The organism is Mesorhizobium sp. M0991 (genome assembly GCF_040318915.1).
Lineage (GTDB): Bacteria > Pseudomonadota > Alphaproteobacteria > Rhizobiales > Rhizobiaceae > Mesorhizobium.
The window spans coordinates 34,432-54,002 of the sequence record NZ_JAMYNE010000015.1 but is presented as its reverse complement, the minus strand read 5'-3'; the positions used below and the strand labels follow the sequence as shown (position 1 = coordinate 54,002).

Here is a 19,571-nt window from a genome sequence, read left to right as displayed (position 1 = left end):
AGGGGCGGCGCCGACTTTGGTGCCCGCATGAGGACGATCGTTACCTAATACCGAGCGGCACTTCGAACTGCCAGGCCGAGCGACCGGCTCCGTCTGGAATAGGGGGAAACGGAGAAGCCCGGCGGACTGCGTCGAGTGCGGCCTTGTCCAGCGCGGCAACACCCGAACTGCCCGTCAGCCTGGCCGACCGGACGCTGCCGTTCGAGCCGACGGTAAAGGCAACGGTAGCCGTGCCAGTGGCGCGCGTGCGTGTCGAATTGAAGGCCCGCACCAGCTTTGACCGGATCTTGCCGGGATAGTTCGTGACGGCTGCATTGCCGACGCCTGATTTGCCGCCCCTGCTGGCGGTCAGGATCTTGCCGTCCTTCTTGCCGTCGGCCGTGCCGCGCGCGACATCCGTTTCGTCACGGCCGCCGGAGCCGGTCTTTCTCTTCTTGGAATCGGCTTTGGCAAGTGCCTTGGCCGCCTTCTTGCGCAGGGCCGGCTTTTCAGGCTCGTTTGGTTCGGCCTTCTTGGCCGGCTTGTTCTTTGCGGTTGCCTTCTTCGGCTGCTTGGGCTCCGGCCTGTTCGGCTTCGGTTCTTCCGCCGCGCCGACGGTCTCGGTCGTCTGAACTGTTTCGGCTGGCGTCGGATCGGCTGGTGCCGGTGCGCTTGTCTCGGCAGGCTCGGCCGTTTCGGTGGCGCTGACTGGCGGCGGCACGGCATTGTCGTCGGCAGGCACCAGCCTGTCGGTCGCAAGAATGTCGGGCGATGGGTCCTGGCGCGCCGGCTGCGCAGGTGCCGGCTCTGTGCGATCGGCAAGTGCAGTTTCTTTGGCGGCCTCGCTGACCGGCTCGACCACCTCGATGTCCGACGTCTTCGCCGCGTCAGTGACCGGCTGGAGTGTCTCCTCAGCCGCGGTCGCCTGCGCCTCGACCGTTTCGACGGGCTTGGCGTCGAGCATGGTCACCATCGTTACGTTGGCCACTTCCGGGTCGTCTCCGACATCGCCGGCCGCCTGCTGCGGCTCGGCGCCGAGCAGCATTTCGCCTTGCTGGTCGGCACCCTCGATCCTTGGCCGGTCGTCCGGCAGCGTGAGAAAGGCCAGCGCCACGGCTACGTGGAATGCGCAAGAGCAGGCGATCGCGACCGTCCAATTGCGGCGCCGCTGCTTCTGTCGTGCCTGCCGCAATGGCTCCACTGGTACCGCAGTCAAGTCGCCGTCGGCATCGGCGATGTAACTGTCTTCCGGCCTGTCGCGCGGCGAAACACGCGGCGCCCCGCGCGGGATGGCGAAATCCGGATCGTCCGGCTCCGGCGGCAGCAAACCGGCTAGCGGCCACGCCACGGTGTTTCGCGCGAATGCGGGTTCCAGTCCCAAATTCAGACCCCGAAGGCGATGCCGGTCCTGGTCTGCGTCTTCAGCCCGCGCATGCAGGCATTCGGCTCGGCGCCGGCGCATTCCGTGGCGCTGTTGATCAACACGCGGCTAACCTTGCCGCAATCGGTGCCGGCAAGGTCGAAACGCGTCACCTTGGTCTTGCCTGACGGCAGCTCCTTGAAATCGAGCACGGTCAGCCGATCGACGACACCGGCCTCGTTGAACAGCGCGATCTCGAATGCCGCCTTGGACAGACCGGCGCCGAGATTGTTGGTGACCACGAAGGTCAGGCGGCAGCCCTTGTCGGAAGGCTGCGCGCCGTTGAGCTCGAGGAGAAGCGCCGGCGCTTGCTGTTGTGTCCATGCCGGAGGCGCCGCAAGCGATATTGCCAGCACCGCGGCGAACAGACGAAGGGATGCCGTCATGCTTGTCATTGTCGTCAGCCTCCAAACCTCATCGTCGCCGCCAGCTTCAGGGTGACGCCGGGCTCGTAGACGACACTCGTGGTCGACGCGTTCAGCGGGTTGGCATATTTGACGTCGAACAGATTGTCGGCGCGGAAATCGACCTTGAAATTGTCGGACGCCTGATAGCTGGCGAAGGCATTGACCAGCGTATAGTCCTTGGCCACCGCGTTGCCCTGCGGCTTGCCGTTGTATTGCACCTCACCGCCGATGGTCAGCCTGTCCTCGAGGAAGCGAAAGCCGAGTTGCCCGGTGACCTGGGAGGAGGGGACGGTGACTAGGTCCGCCCGTTCGCCTTCATAGGAAATCGTGTGGCCATCGGTGAACGAGGCGGAAAGGCCGGCAAAGCCCCACGCTGCGTCGTAGACGCCCTCCATCTCGAAGCCGTGAATCTTGGCCTTGGCGAAATTCTGATACTGGAAACAGATCGGTATGCCCGGACCGAACGGGCAGCCGCTGGTAGGGTCGAACGCCGATAGAGTTACGCCTCGATGTAATCGTCGACATTGTTGTTGAAATAGGCCGCCTTCAGTCGCAGCGCGTCGTCGGCCTGGATGACGCCGTTGGTGCTGTAGTTGACGCCGAATTCCACGGTCTTGCCGGTTTCGGGCTTGAGATTGGGATTGGGGAGGAACGGGAAGCTGACGCCTGCCGGATGATTGCCGCTGATCAGCGTCTCCGACAGCGACGGAGAACGGTAGCCTTCCGCATAGGTGCCGTAGAATTGCAGCCCGGAAAGGCTGGCGGTTTCGAAGGGCGAAATGCCCACTGTGATGCGTGGCGACAGCCGGTTGCCAGAGGTTTCGCCGACATCGCTGTCGAGCTTGTAGCTATCGTAACGCAGCCCGGCGATGACCTCGAGCCAGTCCCAGGTGAGCTTGTCCTGAACGTAAGCGCCGGAGACGTTTCTATCGCCCGAGGGCGTGTAGAAACTGTCGCCGCCCGCCGTGCCGCCTGTCTCGACATCGTCGGCAACCCAGTCGCCGCCATAGGTCAGCTCATGCGCAATGCCGACGGTCTCGAATCTCGACGTGTTCCAAATGTCGATGCCGGAGGTGCCGATGTCGAACGTCGATTTCGAACCCGCCGGCAGAACCACAGGTAGGCCGGTGACCGGATCAAACCGGTTTTGCGCGACAAGGGTCGTCAGATCGAGCTTGGTCTTGTTGTAGGAGGCGTTGATGTGGAGATCGAGCCAGCTCTTGTCTTCGTCGGTGATGTTGTAGCGGGCCGTGAAGGTATTCGCCTTCAGGTCGGCGTCGTTCACCGGCGCGCTGCCGCTGGTCTCGGTCCATCCGTCGTTCGAGCCGATCCAACCGAGCTTCAGCTCGCTGTTTTCGCTGGGGCGGATGGTCGTCTTGAGCAGGCCGCTCAAGACATCGAAGCCAGTGCCCGCTACAGTGTCGCCGCCGCCATACTTGTAGTCGTCAAAGTCGCGGTAGACGATGTTGCCGAGCACGTCCCAATTCTCGTTTATCCGGTACGCGCCGGTGGCGCTGGTGCTCCAGCCTTCGCCGTTGGTTTCGTAGCGCCCGGTCGCGGATGCCGCCCAGGTCTCGTCCGGCTTGAGGAAATCCTGAGCATCCTTGGTGTCGAAAAAGACGACGCCGCCGATCGCCCCGGAGCCGTAGGTATTGGCGACCGGGCCGCGGATCACATCGATGGATTTGATCAGTTCGGGATCGATGTAGAAGGTCGATTGCGTACCGTGATCCGAGCGCTGAAAATTCTGACGGGCGCCGTCGACGATGACGGAGACGCGGCCGAAATCCTGCAGGCCGCGGATGTTGATGCTGGAACTGACACGCCTTGCGTCGGCCTGGACGGCGACACCCGGCACACCGAACAGCATCTCGTTGGGCGTCGTCGCCATGCGGCGCTCGAGCTGTTCCTCGTCGACATGACTGGCTGAAGCAAGCGACTCGATCGCCGTCTCGCCGGTACGGCTGAGGATCAGGATCTTGTCGAGCAGCGTGGTACCCGCCGGGGCCGGCTTTACCTTTTCGGGCTGTTGAGACGGGTCAGTCTGCTGCTGGTCGGCTGCCGGTTGGGCGGCCTGCTGGGCGCCGGCCGGTGTGGCGAGCAGCGGGATCGCCGCCGCGCCGGCCAGCAACGCGGCCATTTTGCTTGCCATAGACCCCATTTTGCTTGCCGTCGACCAGTGTGCCAGGCCGCTGCCCGCCAGCCGTCCCCAATTCGCCAACCCCATGCTGGAACTCCAAGAATCCATGTTCGATGCTGGCTGGCTTGGGGCTCGCTGGCATTTTTCATCGCGTCCGGCGTCTTAAATGTTGACTCATTTACTCCGGTATTGCACTGCTAGATAACATGACCATTCGAGTCAAGAATTGAATCGGCATTTCACGCAGGCGCCGAGCCAGATGCCCGGCACAAAACAGGGAGCGAACCCATGAACACGCACAATCCCAGCGACTTTCGCTATCGCGTCCGCCGTTCCGACGAAAATTCCGTCCGTTTCGACCGGGTCCAATCGGCCGTGAGAACGCTGTCCAGCAACACGCTGTTCCAGGGCGAGCACGAGATCGGCATCGAGCATCATGGTGCGCTGTACCGGCTGAAGATCACCCGGCAGGGCAAGCTCATCCTCAACAAGTAGGTGGTAGAAATGGACCAGCGCGTAAAACCCGCCCCGCACGAGATCCGGCGGGCACGGGCAGACAATCCGAAAATGCGCGAGCGCGACCTCGCCGCCCAGCTCGGTATTTCGGAGGCCGAACTGGTCGCCGCGCATTGCGGCGACGGCGTCGTGCGCGTCGAGCCGCGTGTCAACGACCTTTTGACTGGCCTCGAAGCTGTCGGTGAGGTGATGGCGCTGACCCGCAACGAAAGCGCGGTGCACGAGAAGATCGGCGTCTACGACAAGGTCGTCACCGGTAATCACAATGCCATGGTGCTCGGCGAAAACATCGACCTGCGTATTTTCCCGAAAGTCTGGGCGCACGGCTTTGCCGTGGAAAAGCGCGACGGCGCCGACATCCGACGCAGCCTGCAGTTCTTCGACACCGCAGGCGAGGCGGTACACAAGGTGCATCTCAGGCCAGCATCCAACCTCTACGCCTATCAGAGGCTGGTGGCCGGGCTGGAATCGCCGAACCAGGAACCGACGGTGGCGATTTCAGCGGGCGTGCCTGACGACGAGACCGAGACTGCGGACAATTCGGCGAGCGTCGACGATCTGCGCGACCGCTGGAGCCAGCTGACCGACGTGCATCAGTTCTTCGGCATGTTGAAGACACTGAAGCTCAGCCGCCGCCAGGCGGTGCGCTTGGTCGGCCAGGATTATGCCTGGCTGGTCGATAAGGATGCGGTGAGCGCCATGTTCAACCACGCCGCTGCTGGCGCCATGCCGATCATGTGCTTTGTCGGCAATCGCGGCTGCATCCAGATCCATTCCGGCCCCGTCGCCTCGATCAAGCCGATGGGACCATGGCTCAATGTGCTCGACGAGACCTTCCATCTGCACCTGCGGACCGATCACATCGATGAGGTCTGGGCCGTGCGCAAGCCGACCAAGGACGGCCATGTCACATCGCTCGAAGTCTATGGCGCCGACGGCAAGATGATCATCCAGTTCTTCGGTAAGCGGCATGAGGGCGAAAGCGAGCGCGAAGACTGGCGCTTTCTGGCCGAAAACCTGCCGCGTATCCCAAGCCCGACCGCAGCCTGAGGAAACGATGATGGTTCTATTCTCCAGGCTGGCATCGGTCTCCAGGTCGGCGCTTGGTCCTGCGGCCGCTGTTTTCCTGGCGTTCGCCGTGCTGATGCCGGCTCAGGCCGCCGAAGGCATCGCGACTTTCGCCGACCGCTCAAGGATCGTGGCCATCGGCGGCTCGATCACCGAGATCGTCTACGCGCTCGGCGAACAGGATCGCCTTGTCGCGCGCGATTCGACCAGCCGCTATCCGCAAGCGGCGGCGGAGCTGCCGGATGTCGGCTACATGCGCCAGCTGTCGCCGGAGGGTGTGCTGTCGGTCAATCCGTCGGGCATATTGGCACTGCACGGCAGCGGACCGAAAGAAGCCGTCGACGTCTTGAAGAAATCAAGCATCCCGTTCATCGAGGTGCCCGAGCGCTATGATAATCAAGGCATTCTGGAAAAGATCCACATCGTCGGCAAGGCGCTCGGCACCGAGGCCAAGGCCGATGCGCTGGCGGTCCAGATCGACGCCAGGCTGAAGGCAGCCGAAAAGCAGACCGCCTCGATCAAGGAGCGCAAGTGCATCCTGTTCGTGCTGTCGATGCAGGGCGGCAAGCTGCTTGCCGCCGGCAGCGACACCGCAGCCGACGGCATCATCAAGCTTGCGGGCGGCATCAACGCCATCGACGGCTTTGCCGGCTACAAGCAATTGTCGGACGAGGCAGTCATCACAGCCAGGCCCGACGCGATCCTGATGATGAACAATGCCGGGCCGGCAACCGCGGATGACGAATTGTTTTCGAACCCTGCCGTGGCTTCGACGCCGGCGGGTGCCGCCCGCAAGCTGATCCGCATGGACGGCGGCTATCTGCTCGGCTTCGGCCCGCGCACGGCCGACGCTATCCACGACCTCGCCGTCTCGCTCTATGGCGGCCAGGTCACGGATTGAGCGCGATGGCGGATCATTCGATCGCTGGTGCGGCGGGAATTATGGTGACGGCCGCCGAGGGTGACCGCTCGCGGCGCGCCCGCCTCGTCATCGTGCTGCTCTGCGTCGGGCTGGCTATCGCCGTGCTGTTGTCGCTGACCTCCGGCGCATCCGATGCCTCGGCCATCGGCGTCATGCACAACTGGCTGTTCGGCGCGTTGCCCGGCGACGCGGCGTTGAGCGCCCGCGACGGCCTGATCATCCATGACATCCGTCTGCCGCGCATCATTCTGGGCGTGCTGATCGGCGCATCGCTTGCCGTCTCCGGTGCCGTCATGCAGGGGCTGTTCCGCAATCCGCTGGCCGACCCCGGCCTGATCGGCGTTTCGGCGGGATCGAGCCTCGGTGCGGTCGCCGTCATCGTGCTTGGCTCGACCATGCTGGCGCCGCTGACTTCGGCGCTCGGCACGATGGCTCTGCCGCTGGCTGCGTTCTGCGGCGGGCTGGCGACGACATTGCTGCTCTATCAGGTCGCGACACGGCAGGGCCGGACCTCGGTCGCCACCATGCTGCTCGCCGGCATCGCGCTGGCGGCGCTTGCCATGGCGCTGACCGGCATCCTGATCTTCATGGCCGACGACCGGCAATTGCGCGACCTGACCTTCTGGCAGCTCGGTTCGCTGGGCGGCGCCACCTGGCAGAAGATCGGCTCGGTCGGACCGGTCATCGTGCTGGCGCTGGCGGCAATGCCGTTCCTGGCGCGCGGCCTCAACGCGCTGGCGCTCGGCGAGGCCACGGCCGGCCATCTCGGCATTCCGGTGCAGCGGCTGAAATACACCGCGATTGTCGGCGTCTCGGCGGCGGTCGGCGCGTCGGTCGCCGTCAGCGGCGGCATCGGCTTCGTCGGCATCGTGGTGCCGCATCTGCTGCGCCTGCTGATCGGCCCCGACAACCGTTACCTGCTGCCGGCATCGGCGCTGCTCGGCGCCGCGCTGCTGCTGTTGGCCGACGCCGTTGCCCGCACCATCGTTGCCCCGGCCGAATTGCCGATTGGCATCGTCACCGCGGTCGCCGGTGCCCCGTTCTTCCTGTGGATCCTGCTGCGCAAGCGCGGCGTCATCGACCTGTAAAAGGGGCTCTTATGATCGAAGCGCGCGATGTCTCGGTGGCGATCGGCGGCAAGCGCATTGTCGCCAATGTCGATTTCGCGGCGCGGCCGGGCGAAATCGCGGCCATCGTCGGCCCCAATGGTTCGAGCAAGACGACCTTCCTCAGAGCACTGTCCGGCGATCTTGCTTATTCGGGAGAGGTCACCGTCAACGGCCGCAATCTATCCGCGATGAAGCCGGTCGAGGCGGCGACGGTGCGCGCGGTGCTGCCGCAGGCGGCGACGCTGTCGTTTCCATTCACGGTGCGCGAGATCGTCAGGCTCGGCCTGGTCGGCGGGCGCTCCGGTGTGCTGCCCGGCGAGGACCAGCGCCTGCCCGAACGCGCGCTGGCGCGCGTCGACCTCGACGGTTTCGCCGGCCGCTTCTACCAGGAGCTGTCCGGCGGCGAGCAGCAGCGCGTGCAGCTTGCCCGCGTGCTGTGCCAGGTGTGGGCGCCGGTGCTCGACGGCAAGCCGCGCTATTTGTTCCTCGACGAGCCGGTGTCCAGCCTCGACATCAAACACCAGCTGATCATCATGGACATCGCGCGTGATTTCGCCAGATGCGGCGGCGGCGTGGTCGCCATCCTGCACGACCTCAATTTGACGGCGATGTATGCCGACCGGATTTTCGTCATGCATCGCGGCAAGCTCGCGGCTACAGGTTCGCCGCAACAGGTGCTCAGCGACGAGCTGATCGAAAAGGTCTTCGATTGCCGGCTGAAGGTCGGCGTGTTGCCGGCCGCAAACATGCCATTCGTATTGCCGCAATCGGCAGCTTAGGCAATCAGAGAAATCAGGCGGCCGGCGCCCTTTGCACCAGCATGTCGATGCCGAGCAGGTGTCGCACATTCGGGCGCGCCGCCACCAGATCGGCGATCGTGTAGCGCGACAGCACGGCGAAGAAGGCGTTGAGCGCTTCGCGCAATGCCGAATTCAAGGCGCAGCTGTCAATCAGCGGGCATTCGGCGGCGTCGTTCTCGAAGCACTCGGCCATGGCAAAGCTTTCCTCCGTCACCCGCACGACATCGAACAGGCTGATTGATTCGGCCGCGCGGCCGAGCCTGACGCCGCCATTCCTGCCGCGCACCGTTTCGATCAGGCCGTTTTCGACCAGCGGCTGCAGGATCTTGAACAGGAAAAGTTCCGAGACCGAATAGGCGGCGGCGATCTCGGGGATGCGGCTCAACCGCTCGGTGTTGGCGGCGCAATACATCAGAATGCGCATGGCGTAGTTGGTCTGACGGGTAAGCCGCATTGTGTCCTCACATAACAGTGGTTGGCGTCAATATGGCCTATAGTTTGGAACAATTCCAGACTGGCGCTGCATAATAGATGAATTCCGGCGTCAAGTTTGCGTGCACGATTGCGCGCACCGGAACCAGCGGCGCGCTTTCTGGGGCAGGCGACACTAGATAAGTTCGCATACACGATCAGGAGCGGCCCATCATGTCACGACCAGCCCCGGCATTTGCATCCGTCGCGTCCGTCCGGTTCGACGCCGATGCCGACGCCAAGCTTTCGGCGCTCAGGCGCACCAAGTTCGTCGCCGCCGCAGCACTTGCGTTTTGCGTGCTGGTCTTTGCGGTGGCGAAATCGCTCGAGAGCCGGCATGCGTGGTTGGGCTTCGTCGCCGCTTTCGCCGAGGCGGCGACGATCGGCGGGCTGGCGGACTGGTATGCGGTGGTGGCGCTGTTTCGGCGGCCGCTTGGCCTGCCGATCCCGCATACGGCCATCATTCCGGAAAACCAGAATCGCATCGCCGACAATCTCGGCCGCTTCATCGAGGTGAATTTCCTGGCGCCGGAACCGGTGCGCGAAAAGCTCGCCGAGGTCGACTTTTCCGCGCTGGTCGCGGACTGGTTGGCCGACCCGAACCGCGCCGCCGACCTGTCGCGCTTCGTCGGCCGGCTGGTGCCGCAGACGCTGGCGGCGGTCGAGCAATCCGGACTGCGCGGCTTCTTCACCAGCCGTATGCTGGAGCAGATCGAGAAGGTGCCGCTGGCGCCGCTCGCCGCCGAGCTGCTGTCGGCGCTGACCGACGACCGTCGCCACCAGAAACTGTTCGACGAGTTCACCAAGGTGGTCGGCCGCTTCTTGAGCGACGAGCAGGCGCTGGCGACGATGCGCGAGAAGATCCGCGAGGAACTGCCGTCGCTGTTCAACCTGTTTCGCGCCGACGCCTATCTGTTGAAGAAGATCGTTGCATCGGCCGGCTCGCTGCTCGATGAAGTGCGCGCCGATCCGCACCATCCGATGCGAGCCGAATTCGACCTTTTCGTCGGGACCTTCGTCGAGCGGTTGAGGACATCCAAACAATATGCCAGGCGCGCCGAAAAGCTGAAGCGCGATTTCCTTGCCCGGCCAGAACTCAGCTCGCTGGCCGGCGATATGTGGGACAGCCTGCGGCTGTTCATCGAACAGGACGCCAAGGCGCCGAATTCGATGATCCGCGACCATCTCGCCACCATGTTCGTCGAGGTCGGCCGCCATCTTGCCGACGACGCGCAGATCAGGGCCGACATGAACCAGGGGTTCATCGTGGCGCTTGCATCCTTCGTCGAAAGCCAGAAGAGCGGCGTGTCCAAATTCATCGCCGACCAGGTCAAGCGCTGGGACCTCGCGCAACTGACAAGGCTGATCGAAATGAACATCGGCAAGGACCTGCAATATATTCGCTTCAACGGCATGATCATCGGTGGCCTTGCCGGGCTCGTGCTCTACACCGCCGAACGGCTGTTTCTCGTCGGCTGACTCGTCCGAATGGACCGCTGAGCTTTGCTGCACTATCTTCCGTGCAGTGGTGGCGTTCACGGCAACAGGGGGAGAGAACCAGCATGGCAAAACGACCGGAGTCCGAGTCCTTCATCGACATGTTCAGCAAGTTCGGCCGCGACCTGAAGCTGCCGAATGTCGACGTCGAGGCGATCCTCGCTCACAACCGCAAAAACTTAGAAGCGCTGGAGAAGTCGGCCCGGGCGAGTGCCGCCGGAGCGTCGGCGCTGTTGTCCAGGCAACGCGAGATGCTGCAGGACACGCTGCGCGAAATCACCGACATGGCACAAAACTACAGGGCGCCCGGCAATCCCCAGGAAATGATGGAGAAGCAGGCGGCGTTCGCCAGGAGATCCTTCGAGACCGCGCTGAAGAATGCCGGCGAGATGGCCGAACTGGCGAGGGCGTCCGGCACCGAATCGATCGAAATCCTGCGCAGCCGCATCAAGGAGGCGATGGAGGAGATCCGCGCCGGCCACAACAAGAAGTAAGCTGTTCCCCGGCAGCACACTTGCCGGCGGCAAAGACCGGCGGCTCGGCCGAAGATTATGCGCTGGAATCGCATTGGCGAATTGACAGGGGCGGCCCGTCGTGGTCCGGAACAGGCAAGCGATCGGGAAAGCAGGAATGACGCAGATACGGCCGAGGACGCCGCCGACCTTCGAGCAACTCAGGGCGATGGCCGGGCAGGAGTTGGGCGTCTCGGACTGGACAGTGGTCGATCAGCACCGCATCGACCAGTTTGCCGAATGCACTGGCGATCATCAATGGATCCACGTCGATCCGGAGCGGGCGAAGCGGCAAAGCCCGTTCCGCACCACCATCGCGCATGGCTATCTGACCCTGTCGATCATCGGCGCGCTGGCGCTCGAGATGGGCATCGTACCCGAAAACACGCAGGCCGCCTTCAATTACGGTTTCGACAAAGTGCGTTTCGTGGCGCCGGTCAGGGTCGGCTCGCGGATCAGGCTGCGCACCACGCTCTTGTCGATGGAAGACAAAGGTCCGGGGCAATATCTGATGAAGGCTGCCAATACGGTCGAGATCGAAGGCGAGCAGAGGCCGGCGCTGACCGCCGAGACGCTCGTCATGCTTTATGCGCGCCGCAAGCGGGCCGGCACCTGAGAGTTCAGCCTCAGTTTTGCGGCAGCGCAATCAACGCGACATCGCGTCTTCAAGCGCCCTGAAAATCCGGTCGCCTCCCGATTGCGCGACGTTGAAGCGCATGTAACGGCTGGCCGACCGGGACAGGCTGAACGCATTGCCCGGCGCAAGCACGACATTGGCCGACAGAGCGTGGCGGGCGACATCTGCGGCATCTATCCCCTCCGGCAGCCTGCACCATAAAAACATGCCGGCCGGCTGATCTATCCATGGCATGATGCCGATCGCCCTGAGGCGGGTGCTGCTTTCTTCCATGGCGCGCGAGAGCCGCGCGCGCAGCAGATCGACGTGCTTGCGATAGAGACCGTCCTTCAGCAGCGCCAGTACCAGTTCGGATGCAAGCCGACCGCTGCCAAACGACGTGGCGATCTTGAGATCGGTCAATCCTTCCATCCAGTCGCGAGGAGCGGCGATGAAGCCGCAGCGCACCGATGCCGACAGCGTCTTGGAAAAGCTTCCGACGTGGATGACCCGGCTGAGCCCGTCGAAGGCCGCCAGCCGGGGCGCGGGCGTGTGTTCGAAATCGGCGAAGATATCGTCCTCGATGATTGTCAGCCCCGACTGGTCGGCGAGCTTCAGCACCCGATGAGCAACGACCGGCGACAATATCGCGCCTGTCGGATTGTGGAGCGCCGAATTGGTAATGTAGAGGCGCGGCCGATGCTCGTTCAGTGCCTGCGCGAACAGCTCGATGTCCGGACCCGAGCGCGTGTAGGGGACGCTGATCACCTTGGCCCGATGGGCGCGCAACAGGGCATGGAAGTTGAAATAGCAGGGATCGTCGACCAACACAGTGTCACCCGGTTCGAGCAGGAACCGGCACAGCAGGTCGATCGCCTGGGTGCCCGACTCCGTCAGCATGATCTGGTCCGGAGAGGCTTCGATGCCGTGCTCGGCCATGCGCCGCGCCAGCAGATGGCGCAGCGCCGGCAACCCGAGCGGCGTGCCGTAGTCGGTCAGCGCGGCATCGTCGGCGCGGGCCATCGTCCGCAGCGCGCGGCGCAATCCGGCCTCGGGCATCCATGACGCCGGCAACCAGCCGCAACCCGGTTTCAGGACGCCGTCGCCGGCTTCCAGCGATTGGCGCGAGACCCACAGCGGGTCGACAGCACGGTCAAGCCTGGGGCCGATCTCGGCCAGCGACAGCGGAGCCAACTGTCCGGCGGCATAGAAACCCGAGCCTGGCCGCGAGCGGATCATGCCTTCCGCCGCTAGACGCTCATAGGCTTCGACCACGGTGGACTTGGAAACCTGCATGGCCTTGGCGAAAGCCCGGATCGAAGGCAGCCGCATTCCCGGTGTCAGGCTGCGCGCGGCGATCCTGTGCCTGATCGTCGCCATGACGCTTTCGACAAGCGTCCGGCTGCCCTCATCTGTTGTCGTCTGCTCATCCATCCGTACTGCTCAGCCTACCATGACGGTTTTGTCAAACTGTACCTCATTGTCTCTGGCGGAGCCATACGCCCGGCCCGATAGAGGGCGAAAACGAGCGGAGCATCAATGGACAAGGCGGCAAGTGGCTGGGCGGCGAGTGGCTGGGTCAACGGGTTCATAGGCGTGCTGATCTTCAGCGGTTCGCTTCCGGCGACGCGCGTGGCGGTGATGGATTTCGATCCGGTGTTCGTAACGGTCGCCCGTGCGGCGTCGGCGGGCATCCTCGGCCTGGCGCTGCTGCTTCTCTTTCGCCAGAAGCGCCCGGAGCGGCGAGATCTGCTCCCGCTGGCGATCGTGGCGCTTGGCGTCGTGGTCGGCTTTCCCCTGCTGACGGCGCTGGCGCTCAAGCACATCAATTCGGCTCACTCGATCATTTTCGTCGGCCTGTTGCCGTTGGCGACCGCGATCTTCGGCGTGGTTCGAGGCGGTGATTGCCCGAAGCCGGCGTTCTGGCTGTTCTCGTGCCTCGGCAGCGTCCTTGTCGCCGGTTTTGCAGTCACCCAAGGCCTGTCGGTCTCGCCGCTCGGCGACATCTTAATGCTGGCCGCCATCATCGTGTGCGGATTGGGCTATGCGGAAGGAGCGGCGCTGTCGCGCAAGCTCGGCGGTTGGCAGGTGATCTCGTGGGCGCTGGTGCTGTCGCTGCCCGTCATGCTGGCGCTGACGTTCATCACCATGCCGCCGTCGCTCGAAAGTGCCGGCAGGGGCGCCTGGATTGGCCTGGCCTATGTCTCGCTGTTCAGCATGCTGATCGGTTTCGTGTTCTGGTATCGCGGCCTGGCGCAAGGCGGCATCGCTGCGGTCGGGCAGTTGCAACTGCTGCAGCCTTTCTTCGGCCTTGGGCTGGCGGCAGCGCTGCTGCATGAGCAGTTCAGTCCCGCCATGATCTCCGTCACCGCCGCCGTCGTGCTTTGCGTCGTCGGTGCCAAGAGATATGCGAGATAGGTGCGCCAGCATACTCTTGAACTCGATACCATCGCGTCCAATTGATACCAAGAGCTGCCGACCTGGCGAAACGACGCCTCTGAGGCGCCGAATCGGCCAGCGTGACGCAAGAAGCGAGGTGGCCTGCATCGGCGTGGAGGAAAGGTACAATTTTGGTGCCTGGGGTCCAGAAGATAGCCTTGTCCTCCGGTGGTGAGGTGGCCGTCCGGACGGCTGGTGACGCTTCCAAGCCCGCGCTCGTGCTGCTGCACGGCTTTCCCAGCTCCTCGCGGACGTTTCGCGACGTGATTGCCCCGCTTTCCGGCAGCGTCTATGTCGTGGCGCCTGACCTGCCGGGCTTCGGCGCGTCCGATCTGCCGCCCGAGCGATCGTTCGACATGCTGGCCCGCGCGATTGACGAGCTGCTCTCGCGTCTCAACGTTGGCCGCAGGTTTCTCTATTTGCATGATTTCGGAGCCCCGGTAGCGCTTCATCTCGCCATGCGCGCGCCGGAACTCGTCGAAGGCCTCGTTATCCAGAATGCCAATGCCCACCGCTCCGGCTTTGGTCCGCAATGGGCAGACACATTGGACTTCTGGGCTGCGCCGAATGCTGCGAACCAGCAGGCCGCCACCGCCCATCTGACCCTCGAGGGAGCCCGCGACCAGTACGTCGCCGGCCTGCCAGCCGAGATCGCGGCGCAGATCGATCCAGGTAATTGGATTGAAGACTGGCGGGTCATGTGTCTGCCGGGACGACTTGATCTGCAGAAGGCGCTCATTGCCGACTACGGCCGATATGTCGACCGGTTCGGGGAAGTGGCTGATTATCTGGCGAAGCATCAGCCCCGAGCGATGCTTTTTTGGGGTCGCCACGATGCCTTCTTCGACGTTGCAGAGGTTCAGTCCTGGCTTATGGATCTTCCCCGGATGGAGGCTCACGTCTTCGACGCAGGCCATTTCCTTCTGGAGACGCATGCGCTCAGGGCTGCTGAACTGATGCTGGAGTTTGTCGCTGGCGGCTCAGCTAAGCGTGCTGGCCGCGGCGATCAGAAATAATCGCAAGGATCAGCGCCGCCACGACCAGGGCCGTCGCGACCTGGAAGGTGACCTGCATGCCGCGTGCGGCTGCCGCAGATGCCAATATCTGCTGACCGGTGCCTTCGCTTCCGCCAGCCGATGCGAAGGCAAACACCGCGCCCATCACCGACGCACCGGTGATCAGGCCGAGATTGCGCGACAGATTGAGCAGGCCGGAGACGACGCCGCGCTGGTCGGATGCCACATCGGTCATCACGGCTGAATTGTTGGAGGTCTGAAACAGGCTGTAGCCGGTACAGACGATGATGATTGGTACGACATAGCCGGCAATACCGAATTCCGCCCGCGACAGAGCAAAGGTACCAATAGCGAGATCGAACAGGCCGACGATCATCATCCGGTGCGCCCCGAAACGATCGACCAGGCGTCCGGCCGGCAGTGCCGCCAATGCGGTAACCAGAGGGCCGGTCGACAGGACCAGCCCGACCATGGCTGCGTTCAACCCAAGTGCGCGCGACAGATAGAATGGCGCGACCACCAGCGTCGCCATCATCACGGTGGCGACGATCAGGTTCATGGCAAGGCTTGCGTTCAAGGCGTGATCGCGGAATCTGGCAGGTTGAATCAAGGGGTTCTCGGCCCTTGTCTGCGCAATGACGAACAGCAGGCCAGCCACGGCGGCGGCAATCAGCAAGCCGACATTGAGAAAACCAAAACTGCCGCGCCCAAGGGTCATGGCGAGCGCATAGGCGGCCAACGTCAGAGCGAGCAAAGCCGTGCCGATCCCGTCGAAACCGCGCCGATCCGGTTCCGCTGTCTTTCTTCCGGCCGGCAGGACGCGCCAGGCGAGCGCGAAGGCCAGCGCTCCCAACGGCAGATTGATGAGGAAGATCGCGCGCCAGCCGAGGCCGGCGATCAGCAGTCCGCCAAGCGAGGGGCCAAGCGTGGTGCCGATCGCCGACATGGCGCCGAGCAGGCCCATGGCGCTGCCGGTTTTTTCCCGGGGAACCGTGTCGGCGATAAAGGCCAGCGTCAGAGCCATCATAACGGCCGCGCCGAGCCCCTGTGCCGCCCTTGCGGCGATCAGCAGCCAGAGCGTCGGCGCGAGCCCGCAAAGCACCGATGCGAAGGTGAACAGGGCAATGCCGCCGAGCAACAGCGGTCGGCGGCCGAATATATCGGCGAGCCGCCCGGCGCTGACGATCAAGGTGGTGATGGCGAGCAGATAAGCCAGGACAACCCATTGCACGAGCTGGAACGATGCGCCGAACGCCTGCATCAGCGATGGCAGCCCGACGCTGGCGATGCTGGTGGCGAGCGACGACAGCAGCGTTGAAAGCGACAGACTTGCCAATGCCCATCGGGCCGAGCGGGCGCTCACCGGGGCAACTTCGTTCCAAGTCTTTTCAGCGATCGATGCCAAGGTGAACTCCTTTGCCGACAGCCCCAGGATCGGAGCTGCCGCAAGCTATTCCCCGGCTTGATGTGGCGGAAGACGCAGCACTTGCATTTTATTCGTGCATTGAACGCCACGTCACGATTGAACTGTGCTACGGTCCCTCCATGTCGTCGCCCGATCTCAATCTGCTTGTCGCCCTCGATGTGCTGCTGACCGAGGGCAGTGTGGCGCGCGCGGCCGGGCGGCTACGCCTCAGTCCCTCGGCGATGAGCCGGACGTTGGCGCGGTTGCGCCAGGCGACAGGCGACCCATTGCTGGTTCGGGCCGGCCGTGGCCTGGTTGCGACGCCGCGCGCACTGGAATTGCAGCAACAGGTAGGCCGCGTCGTTCAGGATGCGGAAGCTCTCCTGAGCCCGGCCAGGCTCCTCGACCTCTCTGCTCTCGACAAAGTCTTCACGCTGCGCGCCAACGAAAGTTTCGTCGAGGAGTTCGCGCCGCGTCTTGTCGCCCGCATCGAAGCGGACGCGCCCGGCGTGCGGCTGCGTTTTGCGCCGAAATCCGACAAGAACGACATGGCGCTGCGCGACGCTGGGATTGATCTTGAAATCGGGGTTGCCGGTGAAACGAGCCCTGAAATGCGCATTCAGGCGCTGTTTCGCGACCGCTTCATCGGTGCGGTGCGAACGGGACATAGACTGAGCGAGGGCCTTGTGACGCCGGAACGCTATGCCGCCGGTCGCCACATCAGCGTTTCGCGGCGTGGCCGCGAAAAGGGCCCGATCGACGAGGCATTGAAGCCGCTGGGCCTCGAGCGGACGATTGCGTGCATGGTTTCCAGCTTCTCGGCCACGCTCGCCATGGCGCGCGCCTCCGATCTGATCGCCAGCGTCCCCGAGCGGCACACGCTGGGCGCGCGCGCATGCATGTACAGCTTCCCGTTGCCGGTCGATGTTGCCGAGGTCACCATCTCAATGCTCTGGCATCCGCGGCTCGATGCCGATCCGGCGCAGCGCTGGCTGCGAGCCTGCGTGCGGGAGGTCTGCGCCTCTTTTCGTTAATCTAGAATCTAGTCACCACGCCGATGCCGATGCCTTCGAAGCCGCCCATCGCCATCAAAGCGGCCGGCGCCTCCTCGAGGCTGATCTTCTTGCCGACCAGCAGTTCGGGTTTGAGCTTGCCGGTGCGGATCATCTCCATCATCGCCTGGTAGCGAAACGCCTGCATGCCGTGGCTGCCGCGGATTTCGAGCTCGAAGGCGATCACCTTGTCCATCGGTATCTGCGGCCTTGCGTGGTCGCCGAGCATCAGGCCGACCTGCACGTGGCGCCCGCGGCGGCGCAGGTTCGCGATCGAATTGAACGAGGTACTGGGGTGGCCGAGCGCGTCCATCGACATATGCGCGCCGCCATTGGTGATCTGCTTGACCGCCTTGACCACGTTCGGCGTCTTTGCCGCGTTGATCGTCGCCACCGCGCCGATCTTTTTGGCGAAGTCCAGCTTCTCGTCGGTGAGGTCGATGGCGACGACATTGGCGCCCATGGCGCTGGCGATCATGATCGCCGACAGGCCGACGCCGCCGCAGCCATGCACGGCCACCCATTCGCCGGGGGTCACGCGGCCCTGATCGACGATGGCGCGGAACGAGGTGACGAAGCGGCAGCCGAGGCTGGCGGCAGTGGCGAATTCCATCTCGTCGGGCAAGCGCACGAGATTGGTGTCGGCATGGTCGATGGCGACATATTCGGCGAACGATCCCCAGGCGCTGAAGCCGGGCTGGAACTGATGCTCGCAGACCTGGTGGTTGCCCGAGGTGCATTCGAAGCAGCGGCCGCAGCCGACGGCAAACGGCACAGTGACGCGCTCGCCGCCCTTCCAGCGGGTCACCTGGCTGCCTGCGGAGACCACGACGCCGGCCAGTTCGTGGCCCGGCACATGCGGCAGGCGGATGCCGTCGTCGTGGCCCATCCAGCCATGCCAGTCGCTGCGGCAGAGGCCAGTCGCCTCGACCTTGATGACGACGCCTTCCGGTGCCGGCTCCGGATCGGGAACGGTCTGGATCGTTGGCGTTTCGCCGAACTTTTCGAAGACGACGGCTTTCATGACAAGGCTTTCATAAGTTTCAATTCAATAACGGCGCATTGGTCAGGCGGTTGTTCGGAGTTAGCTTGATGCCGGCGGCGTGTCGAGAAGCGGTTGCCGCTTTCGAAACCACTCGCTCGCTTCAGGATCCCACGGCCAGATGCCTTCGGTCGTAGGATAGATAAGCTGCATAACCCGGAAGCCCAGGCCGTCGTAGAACCAGATGTCCCAACCGAAATGTTCAGGGTAGTGCTCCACATGGACCGAGCCGAACTGACAGTCGAAGCCGCCTATGAAACCAGACGATCGCTGCCCGATGCGGAAAATCTCGCCGTTGCACACCCGTCTGCAGTATTGGTTGATGACAGACTGGGAAAGCTCTGGCTTCAGCCCGACAACGACCAGTTCAGGAGCATTGAAATTGTGCTCTATCCCCACCGAGTAGCTGAAAGGCGGATGCTCGCCTTCTTCCAGCACATACAGAATGTGGCAGCCATATTCTTCGATGTCGGCGAGCGTTTTCGCTTCATCTGGATCTTTGGCTTCTCTATTCGGCATCGATCTGGTTCTCCGGCGCGGCCTTCTGGAACGCCGGCAGCGCCATGCAGGCGGCATGGATGCGCGAGATAGTCGGGTAGGGCGTCATGTCGACGCCGAAACGGGCATTGCTGGTGACCTGCGCGACCAGGCAGATGTCGGCCAGCCCCGGCGTGTCGCCGTGGCAGAATGTCTTGGTCTCGGGCGAGGAAGCCAGAATCTTTTCAAGCGGCTGGAAGCCTTCGTTGACCCAGTGCCGGAACCAGTTGACGACATCCTGGTCGCCGGCGCCGAACAGTGTGCGCAGCGAGGTCAGCACGCGCAGATTGTTCACCGGATGAATGTCGCAGGCGATCATCTGCGCCAGCATCCTGACGCGAGCCCGGCCGGGTGCATCCTTGGGCAGCAGCGGCGGCTCTGGCGTGGTCTCGTCGAGAAATTCGATGATTGCCAGCGACTGCGTCAGCAGCGTGCCGTCGCCCAGGATCAGCGCCGGCACCAGCCCTTGCGGATTAACCGCGAGGTAGGCGGGATCCAGATGCTCGCCGTGGCGCAAATGATGCGGCACGTACTCGTAGGCCAGGCCCTTCATCTCCAGCGCGATCCGCACCCGGTAAGAGGTCGAGGAACGGTAGTAGTTGTGAAGGATGAGGTCGCTCATC

The 19,571-nt window shown here is 63.7% G+C and carries 19 protein-coding genes and 1 pseudogene; 11 read left to right on the top strand and 9 right to left on the bottom strand.

The features are described from left to right. Positions 1-40 precede the first annotated feature (40 nt). The 3 genes and pseudogenes from NKH70_RS21510 to NKH70_RS21495 form a co-directional block, all read right to left on the bottom strand. Positions 41-1,360, bottom strand: coding sequence for an energy transducer TonB family protein (locus NKH70_RS21510; protein ID WP_353025949.1), 1,320 nt, complete (start codon positions 1,358-1,360; stop codon positions 41-43). A gap of 2 nt (positions 1,361-1,362) precedes the next feature. Continuing rightward, positions 1,363-1,794, bottom strand: a complete 432-nt coding sequence (locus tag NKH70_RS21505; RefSeq protein ID WP_352913320.1) for a hypothetical protein — start codon at positions 1,792-1,794, stop codon at positions 1,363-1,365. Positions 1,795-1,799: 5 nt separating this feature from the next. Next, a pseudogene (locus NKH70_RS21495) lies at positions 1,800-3,946 on the bottom strand (TonB-dependent hemoglobin/transferrin/lactoferrin family receptor). Between the two features lie 288 nt (positions 3,947-4,234). On the opposite strand from NKH70_RS21495, the gene hemP reads away from it, so the two are divergent. From hemP to NKH70_RS21470, 5 genes are read left to right on the top strand one after another with little or no spacing between them, the layout of a single operon-like run. Continuing rightward, positions 4,235-4,441: a hemin uptake protein HemP gene (gene hemP, locus NKH70_RS21490; RefSeq protein ID WP_352451949.1), complete on the top strand. Its 207-nt coding sequence runs from the start codon at positions 4,235-4,237 to the stop codon at positions 4,439-4,441. A 9-nt stretch (positions 4,442-4,450) separates the two neighbouring features. Further along, a complete protein-coding gene (locus NKH70_RS21485; protein WP_352913321.1) occupies positions 4,451-5,512 on the top strand; it encodes a hemin-degrading factor in 1,062 nt (353 codons plus the stop codon). 10 nt (positions 5,513-5,522) lie between these two features. After that, positions 5,523-6,431: a heme/hemin ABC transporter substrate-binding protein gene (locus NKH70_RS21480; RefSeq protein ID WP_352721078.1), complete on the top strand. Its 909-nt coding sequence runs from the start codon at positions 5,523-5,525 to the stop codon at positions 6,429-6,431. 5 nt (positions 6,432-6,436) lie between these two features. After that, the gene (locus NKH70_RS21475) at positions 6,437-7,540 is read left to right on the top strand and encodes a FecCD family ABC transporter permease (RefSeq protein WP_352721076.1); all 1,104 of its coding nucleotides are present in this window, start codon (positions 6,437-6,439) and stop codon (positions 7,538-7,540) included. Positions 7,541-7,551: 11 nt separating this feature from the next. Continuing rightward, on the top strand, positions 7,552-8,340 hold the full coding sequence (locus NKH70_RS21470; RefSeq protein WP_352721074.1) for a heme ABC transporter ATP-binding protein: 789 nt from the start codon (positions 7,552-7,554) through the stop codon (positions 8,338-8,340). Positions 8,341-8,353: 13 nt separating this feature from the next. Here the strand turns inward: NKH70_RS21470 and rirA are convergent, their stop codons facing one another. Then, the gene (rirA, locus tag NKH70_RS21465) at positions 8,354-8,815 is read right to left on the bottom strand and encodes an iron-responsive transcriptional regulator RirA (RefSeq protein ID WP_352721072.1); all 462 of its coding nucleotides are present in this window, start codon (positions 8,813-8,815) and stop codon (positions 8,354-8,356) included. Positions 8,816-9,006: 191 nt separating this feature from the next. Between rirA and NKH70_RS21460 the strand changes: the two genes are divergently transcribed. From NKH70_RS21460 to NKH70_RS21450, 3 genes are all read left to right on the top strand, one after another. Further along, the gene (locus NKH70_RS21460; protein WP_352721071.1) at positions 9,007-10,311 is read left to right on the top strand and encodes a DUF445 domain-containing protein; all 1,305 of its coding nucleotides are present in this window, start codon (positions 9,007-9,009) and stop codon (positions 10,309-10,311) included. A gap of 83 nt (positions 10,312-10,394) precedes the next feature. Beyond that, positions 10,395-10,823: a phasin family protein gene (locus tag NKH70_RS21455; protein WP_352721069.1), complete on the top strand. Its 429-nt coding sequence runs from the start codon at positions 10,395-10,397 to the stop codon at positions 10,821-10,823. 136 nt (positions 10,824-10,959) lie between these two features. Continuing rightward, positions 10,960-11,457 carry a MaoC family dehydratase gene (locus NKH70_RS21450; protein WP_352721068.1) on the top strand — a complete coding sequence of 166 codons (498 nt, stop codon included), beginning with the start codon at positions 10,960-10,962 and terminating at the stop codon, positions 11,455-11,457. Positions 11,458-11,487: 30 nt separating this feature from the next. On the opposite strand, the gene NKH70_RS21445 is transcribed toward NKH70_RS21450, so the two are convergent. Beyond that, complete coding sequence (locus NKH70_RS21445; RefSeq protein WP_352913325.1) at positions 11,488-12,891, bottom strand: aminotransferase-like domain-containing protein; 1,404 nt, start codon at positions 12,889-12,891, stop codon at positions 11,488-11,490. 105 nt (positions 12,892-12,996) lie between these two features. Between NKH70_RS21445 and NKH70_RS21440 the strand changes: the two genes are divergently transcribed. Both NKH70_RS21440 and NKH70_RS21435 read left to right on the top strand, forming a co-directional pair. Then, positions 12,997-13,875 carry a DMT family transporter gene (locus NKH70_RS21440; protein ID WP_352913327.1) on the top strand — a complete coding sequence of 293 codons (879 nt, stop codon included), beginning with the start codon at positions 12,997-12,999 and terminating at the stop codon, positions 13,873-13,875. A 179-nt stretch (positions 13,876-14,054) separates the two neighbouring features. Continuing rightward, positions 14,055-14,912 carry an alpha/beta fold hydrolase gene (locus tag NKH70_RS21435; protein WP_353025945.1) on the top strand — a complete coding sequence of 286 codons (858 nt, stop codon included), beginning with the start codon at positions 14,055-14,057 and terminating at the stop codon, positions 14,910-14,912. Here NKH70_RS21435 and NKH70_RS21430 read toward each other — a convergent pair. Further along, the gene (locus NKH70_RS21430; protein ID WP_352721062.1) at positions 14,881-16,317 is read right to left on the bottom strand and encodes an MFS transporter; all 1,437 of its coding nucleotides are present in this window, start codon (positions 16,315-16,317) and stop codon (positions 14,881-14,883) included. The genes NKH70_RS21435 and NKH70_RS21430 overlap by 32 nt on opposite strands. A 140-nt stretch (positions 16,318-16,457) precedes the next feature. Between NKH70_RS21430 and NKH70_RS21425 the strand changes: the two genes are divergently transcribed. Continuing rightward, the gene (locus NKH70_RS21425; protein ID WP_352721060.1) at positions 16,458-17,351 is read left to right on the top strand and encodes a LysR family transcriptional regulator; all 894 of its coding nucleotides are present in this window, start codon (positions 16,458-16,460) and stop codon (positions 17,349-17,351) included. A 1-nt stretch (position 17,352) separates the two neighbouring features. Here the strand turns inward: NKH70_RS21425 and NKH70_RS21420 are convergent, their stop codons facing one another. The 3 genes from NKH70_RS21420 to maiA are packed head-to-tail and all read right to left on the bottom strand — an operon-like array spanning position 17,353 to position 19,570. Then, positions 17,353-18,393, bottom strand: coding sequence for a zinc-dependent alcohol dehydrogenase family protein (locus NKH70_RS21420; protein ID WP_352721058.1), 1,041 nt, complete (start codon positions 18,391-18,393; stop codon positions 17,353-17,355). A gap of 60 nt (positions 18,394-18,453) precedes the next feature. Then, positions 18,454-18,930, bottom strand: a complete 477-nt coding sequence (locus NKH70_RS21415; RefSeq protein ID WP_352913332.1) for a DUF4262 domain-containing protein — start codon at positions 18,928-18,930, stop codon at positions 18,454-18,456. Next, the gene (gene maiA, locus NKH70_RS21410) at positions 18,920-19,570 is read right to left on the bottom strand and encodes a maleylacetoacetate isomerase (protein WP_352913334.1); all 651 of its coding nucleotides are present in this window, start codon (positions 19,568-19,570) and stop codon (positions 18,920-18,922) included. The genes NKH70_RS21415 and maiA overlap by 11 nt, the downstream gene beginning before the upstream one ends. Position 19,571 lies beyond the last annotated feature (1 nt).